Origin of the sequence: Teichococcus vastitatis, assembly GCF_003604215.1 — a bacterium.
GTDB classification, from domain to species: Bacteria; Pseudomonadota; Alphaproteobacteria; order Acetobacterales; family Acetobacteraceae; genus Pseudoroseomonas; species Pseudoroseomonas vastitatis.
Genome location: NZ_QXGS01000081.1, coordinates 1 through 5554, shown reverse-complemented (window position 1 = coordinate 5554; position 5554 = coordinate 1). Strand labels below are relative to the sequence as shown.

Genomic DNA, 5554 nt, shown 5'->3' with positions numbered 1-5554 from the left:
GCAGAAAAGGCGCTGGGCGCGGCCAGGAATAGACCCATAGAGATCAAGCCATGAAGCTTATGCCCGCCATCAGGAAGCCCAAGACAGCCCGCGGATGACCCGGCATGGCTGAGCCACCGTGACAGGGTCTGCCGTCAGCGGGATTGTCGTACCGAATGCCCCGCACGATCCGCGCGACGTAGAGCATCGTGCTGGTCAAGATGGGTGATGCGCGGACGGGTTCAGATGATGCAGTCGATCCCGTTTTAAGCCAGCGACTGGAGCGCCCACAGCCTCGGGTACGATGCGCCGCGGGCGCAGCGTCATCCGTGCCGTGCTGCCTCGATCGCCGCCACATCGATCTTGCGCATGGTCATCATGGCCGTGAAGGCGCGTTTTGCTTCCTCGCCGCCAGCCGCCATCGCGGCGGTGAGCACGCGCGGCGTGATCTGCCACGAGACACCCCAGCGATCCTTGCACCATCCGCAGGCGCTTTCCTGCCCGCCATGGCCAACAATGGCGTTCCACAGACGATCCGTCTCCGCTTGGTCGTCCGTGGCGATCTGAAACGAGAAAGCCTCGTTGTGCTGGAAGGCGGGACCGCCGTTCAGGCCGATGCAGGGGATACCGGAGACCGTGAACTCGACCGTCAGGACGTCGCCCGCCTGTCCCGACGGGTAGTCGGCCGGGGCCCGATGAACAGCGCCCAGCGTGCTGTCCGGAAAGGTCTCGACGTAGAAGCGGGCGGCGGCCTCGGCGTCGTTGTTGTACCAGAGGCAGATCGTGTTCTTGGCGACCATGACCACTCCTCCCTCGCGCGACCGGCGGTCAGGTCTGCCGTTGCGCATGGATGCTGCAGGACATCCATCTCACCATCCGGCATGCGGCCTGTGAAGGACAAACGCTGGCCTCTGCTGGTCGCTGCAGTTATCGCGGCGGCGCGGCGGGTTCGGCCGTTCAGCGGGTTCAGCCGGTCGCTCGGACCGGATGCTCAGGGTCCCTGATGAAGGCTGGCATTCGGTCGATCGTCGGCCTAGCTCGAGCTGAGACCAACTCGAACTGAGAACTGTGCAACCAACTCTGAGTCGCGCCGCCGTTGCCGGTACTCGCCAGCACGAGAATTTGCGTGGCGCCGGGATGCGGAATGCTTGCTGCTCATCTGCCTCGGAGCGTCAATGCCCCCGCGGCATTGCAGGCCGCGGACGCGGAAGGGCAGCGAAGGAGACGGCCAGAATGGCTCGATTTCATCTTCCCCTGTTTCCCGGCCATCGGCCGGTAGAGGCACCAGACTGGTTGCAAAACCTGGTACTGGTCGGTACCGCAGGGGCGGACACGCTGACGGCAGTCAGCACCACGAGGCTCATGCTCGGCCTCGGTGGCGATGACCGGATCACCGCCGAGGGGCGCGCCGAGGGGCCGGGTGTCGCCATGTTCGGCAGCGCTGGGAATGACGAGATCACGGTGGGTGGGTCGCACAACCTGCTGTCCGGCGGCGCCGGGAACGACACCATCCTGCTGACAGCGGATATCGGCTTCTCAACCGACAGCGTGGCCTTTGGTGGCGCCGGCGACGACACGATTTTCGCCTTCGGCAGCGGCAACACCCTGTTCGGCGGCAGTGGCGCGGACCGCCTCGGGGTCAATGGCCTCCGTGTCCGGGACAACGTGGTCCATGGCGGCGCGGGAAATGATACCCTCACGGGCAACGGCTTTAACAACCGGCTGAACGGTGGCAACGGCGACGACGTGCTGAACAGCTCCAGCTTCGGCATCGGTGTGTCCTACACGGAGGATGACGGTGCCTTCATGACCGGAGGCGCGGGCCGGGACACCTTCAACCCGACCAATACTGGCCTGCTGCTGGTTAGGAACGATCTGGATGGCACCGTCTCGGACGGGGACGAGCTGGGCGGCGTATTCAACGTCATCACGGATTACGATGCTGGGGAGCGGATCGGGCTCGGGCCGCTGCTGCGCCAGGAAGGCCCGGTCGGACTGGTAGATCCGCGGGTCGGGCCGCCGGACTACCTGACGCCGGAGATCGAAGCCGGCCGCTATGCCGGCTTCCGCGGGGAGTTCCTGGGCAGCGGGCGCTTCATGGTGGAGGAGGACGGGCCAGACCTGATGATCGTGACCGCTGATGAGAACGTCTCATCGGGCCGCGGCGCCCTGGTGCTGCAGGGCTGGTCCGGTGGTGATCCGCTGATCGCGTGACAGCCTGTTTGGAAACTCTGCGCGGCGGTCAGATCGAGAGGGTTCCGCCCCCTCATGAAAGTATCCAAATATGAGGTCATCGGGCGGTGATCTCCTAGCCTAAAGCCACAGGATCAGCGTTGAGGACACTGACGCCAGAAGAACCGCCTGGCAAGGAATCTCTAGTGCCTCGCATGAAACCGCCGACCCTCAGGTCCGGCAGAGGCTGGCCGGATGCGGAACTTCCGCTCTGGAGCGACCGACCCGGATAAGCGCCGACCGGGCGGCCAATCTTTGACCGCCAGGTTCGACCCATCACCGAACGCCGCAAAAGCCCGGATCGGACAGAATGCTCAGGCCGCCGCAGCCTGGATCTGCTCCTGGAACCGGTTGAGGAAGTCTTCCCGCCCGATCTCGCCAAGGTCGACGGCCTTGGCATTGCCAGCGGCGACGATGGTGACGTCGGTGATGCCCACTACATCAAGGATGAGGCGCAGGTACTGGGTCGCGATATCCCGGTCGCGGATCGGCGAGCCTTCCGTGTAGACGCCGCCGGAGGCGAGCAGGATCGTCGCCTTCTTGCCGGTGAGGAGGCCCTTGCCGTCCACCCCCAGCGTGATCCCCTTGCGCACGGTATGGTCGATCCATGCCTTCAGCGCCGCCGGGACATTGTAGTTGTAGACCGGGGTCGCAATGACGAGGTGGTCGGCGGTCAGGAGCTCGCCCACGAGTTCGTCCGATAGGCGCAGCACCTCCTTCATCTCGGCCGAATGCATCTCGGGAGGCGTGAAATAGGCCTGGAGCCAGGGCGCGTTCACGAACGGCAAGTCCGTCTCCAGCAGGTCGCGGTCGATCACCCTTCCGTCCGGGTGCGCCGCCTGCCAGCGTTCGACGAAGCGACGGGTGAGATTGCGGGAGATCGAGTGGTCGCCGCGGGGGCTAGTCTCAACGACGAGGAGGGTGGGCATGGCTGAGGTCCTTGTAAGCAGGAGATTACCTGCACCTTCCGTCCCGCTCTCGGGAGCGATAAAGAACCGCTAACATCTATAAGATCAGGTGATGGATGATCGGCAGCCTCACGCTGGATCAGCTTCGGGTACTGGTCGCGATTGCCGATGAGGGCAGCTTTTCGGCGGCAGGTCGCAAGCTCGACCGTGCCCAGTCTGCGATCAGCCAGACCGTGGCCACGCTGGAGGGCGTGCAAGGCGTGCTGCTCTTCGACCGCTCTGGTCATCGGCCCCTGGTCACCGATGCGGGGCGCAGCCTGATCAGCCAGGCACGGGTCGTGCTCGCCGGTGCCGCCAGGTTCGAGGACATGGCCGCAGGCATGCGCGACGGCATCGAGCCAGAGTTGGCGGTTGCCATTGACCCGCTGGCTCCCACCGCGCCCTTCATCGATAGCCTGCGAGCACTTCGCGACAAGTTCCCGAACCTGCCGGTGAGCTTCTCGACAGAGGGGTTGGGCGGTGCCGAGCGGCGTCTACGCAGGGGTGAGGCGGCCCTCGCCCTATGCATTCTGCTACCGGGGGTGCCGGACGACCTCCTCGCGGTTCCTCTGCTTGCCGAAACGCTGATCTCCGTCGTGTCGCCCGACCACCCCCTGGGGAAACTCGATCGGCCCGTGACCCGGGAGGATCTGTACGAGCACGTCCAGCTGGTGCTGTCCGACCCCTTCGCGCCAGGGGCGCCCGGCTACGGCATCATCGGGGTCAAGGCATGGCGCTTTCTGGAGCTCGGCCGCCGCCTCGACTTCCTGCTAGCCGGGCTAGGCTGGTGCCGAATGCCCGAGCACCTCGTCAGGCCATTCCTGGCAGACGGGCGGCTCCAGCATCTGGTTATTCAGGACGACCCCGCGCCCGATCCCGGGGCGCTCACGATCTACGCGGCGCACAGGCGCGACCGTCCGCTCGGGCGAGCGGGTACGTGGCTGCTCGACGACCTGCAGGCACGGCTGGGCTGAACGGTCGTCGCGCCGCTGATGGCCGAGCCGTTACGCCTCGGGTCGAGCGATAAAGCGACGGTGCCGCCAGATCAGCGAGGGTCCCCTCTCCACGCTGGTCGTCCACAGGCCGCCACCCAGGTGATCAATTCCGCTTTCAGAAAGGCGGCAACGTCAGGCAGATGGTTGAAATGGGCGCGGAGCCGACGACCTAAGCTGGCCGTTAGCGGAATGGCCGCTTTCCAGCGCGACGGGCAGGAAAGCAGCCAATCGATGATGGTCTAGTCTCACCGTCCCAACAAGGCTGCGCCGCTCTCGTCTCAGCGTAGGTTGATGAGGCTGAACACGGTGTCGAAGCGGCCGGTGGCTTCCGCCGTCCGCTGCGGCTTCACCCGTTCCACCAAGATCTCGGCGGCGTCGGGGTTCTCCGCTAGCAGGGCCATGCTCTCGCGGATGAAGTCTTCCAGCGGCAGCGCGCGCGGGTTGTCGCGCTGGCCGGGCGTCAGGTCGGTGGCTACCAGCGGCGGCGCCCACTCGATGACCTGCACGGCGGTGTCCCGGAGCTGGTGGCGCAGCGAGATGCTGTAGGAATGGATGGCCGCCTTCGTCGCCGAATAGGTCGGTGTGTCCGCCCGCGGCACGAAGGCGAGGCCGGAGGAGACGTTCACCACGGCCGCCTTGGACTGCCCCAGGAGGTGCGGCAGCAGGGCGGCGGTCAGACGGATCGGGCCCAGCAGGTTGGTGGTGATCGTGGCCTCAGCGGTGGCCAGGGCGCCCGGGTCAGTGAGCACCTGCTCCACCCGCATGATGCCCGCGTTGTTGACGAGGACGTTGAGGCGCGGGTGCTCCGCCACGACCCGCGCGGCGAAATCGTGGATCGCGGCGGCGTCGTCGATGTCGAGCAGGGCGAGGTGCATGCCCGAATTGGCCGCCACCACGGCCTCGAGCGGCGCACGGCGGCGCCCGGCGACGATCACGGTATTGCCCGCAGCGTGCAGGGCTTCGGCGAGGCCACGGCCGATGCCGGTACCGCCGCCGGTGATGAGGATGGTGTTGCCGGTGATGTCCATGGCTGCCTCCAGGCTGGCTGACGTCGGTGGGTGACCTTGTGCCGCAGAACCTATTGTTCGATAATCTGGACTTTGCTTCCTGGCCCGTGAAGGAAAACTCAACAATGGGCTTGCGCAACTTGGCCGAGTTGGAGGCTTTCGCGGCCATTGCTAGAGCGCGGAGCTTCCGCAAGGCCGCCGCGGAACGCGGGGTCTCCGTCTCGGCGCTGAGCCTGACCATGCGCAACCTGGAGGAGCGCATCGGGGTGCGGCTGCTCCACCGCACCACCCGCAGCGTGTCGCCCACCGAGGCCGGGCAGAGGCTGCTGCAGCGGTTGCAGCCCGCATTGGATGACATCGCCTTGGCGATAGATTCGGTGAACGACTTCCGCGA

6 protein-coding genes are annotated in these 5554 nt (G+C 66.0%); 3 read left to right on the top strand and 3 right to left on the bottom strand.

The features are described 5' to 3' along the window. Positions 1-302: 302 nt before the first annotated feature. Positions 303-779, bottom strand: a complete 477-nt coding sequence (locus tag D2K64_RS22665; RefSeq protein WP_120010648.1) for a VOC family protein — start codon at positions 777-779, stop codon at positions 303-305. Between the two features lie 433 nt (positions 780-1212). Here D2K64_RS22665 and D2K64_RS22660 point away from each other — a divergent pair, with 433 nt between their 5' ends. Further along, positions 1213-2193, top strand: coding sequence for a calcium-binding protein (locus D2K64_RS22660; RefSeq protein ID WP_162306241.1), 981 nt, complete (start codon positions 1213-1215; stop codon positions 2191-2193). A gap of 332 nt (positions 2194-2525) precedes the next feature. Here D2K64_RS22660 and D2K64_RS22655 read toward each other — a convergent pair whose 3' ends face one another. Then, entirely contained in the window at positions 2526-3140 is a 615-nt protein-coding gene (locus tag D2K64_RS22655; protein ID WP_120010646.1) for an FMN-dependent NADH-azoreductase, read from the bottom strand. A 95-nt stretch (positions 3141-3235) separates the two neighbouring features. Here D2K64_RS22655 and D2K64_RS22650 point away from each other — a divergent pair, with 95 nt between their 5' ends. Further along, positions 3236-4132: a LysR family transcriptional regulator gene (locus tag D2K64_RS22650; RefSeq protein WP_120010645.1), complete on the top strand. Its 897-nt coding sequence runs from the start codon at positions 3236-3238 to the stop codon at positions 4130-4132. Positions 4133-4431: 299 nt separating this feature from the next. Here the strand turns inward: D2K64_RS22650 and D2K64_RS22645 are convergent, their stop codons facing one another. Then, entirely contained in the window at positions 4432-5181 is a 750-nt protein-coding gene (locus D2K64_RS22645) for an SDR family oxidoreductase (RefSeq protein ID WP_120010644.1), read from the bottom strand. A gap of 104 nt (positions 5182-5285) precedes the next feature. Here D2K64_RS22645 and D2K64_RS22640 point away from each other — a divergent pair. Beyond that, positions 5286-5554: LysR family transcriptional regulator (locus tag D2K64_RS22640; protein WP_157986061.1), on the top strand; the 269-nt coding region annotated here is incomplete at its 3' end.

What these genes read in the sequence shown, in the direction of transcription:
- D2K64_RS22665 (WP_120010648.1), bottom strand. Translation starts at nt 779, where the DNA reads ATGGTCGCCAAGAACACGATCTGCCTCTGGTACAACAACGACGCCGAG.
- D2K64_RS22660 (WP_162306241.1), top strand. Translation starts at nt 1,213, where the DNA reads ATGGCTCGATTTCATCTTCCCCTGTTTCCCGGCCATCGGCCGGTAGAG.
- D2K64_RS22655 (WP_120010646.1), bottom strand. Translation starts at nt 3,140, where the DNA reads ATGCCCACCCTCCTCGTCGTTGAGACTAGCCCCCGCGGCGACCACTCG.
- D2K64_RS22650 (WP_120010645.1), top strand. Translation starts at nt 3,236, where the DNA reads ATGATCGGCAGCCTCACGCTGGATCAGCTTCGGGTACTGGTCGCGATT.
- D2K64_RS22645 (WP_120010644.1), bottom strand. Translation starts at nt 5,181, where the DNA reads ATGGACATCACCGGCAACACCATCCTCATCACCGGCGGCGGTACCGGC.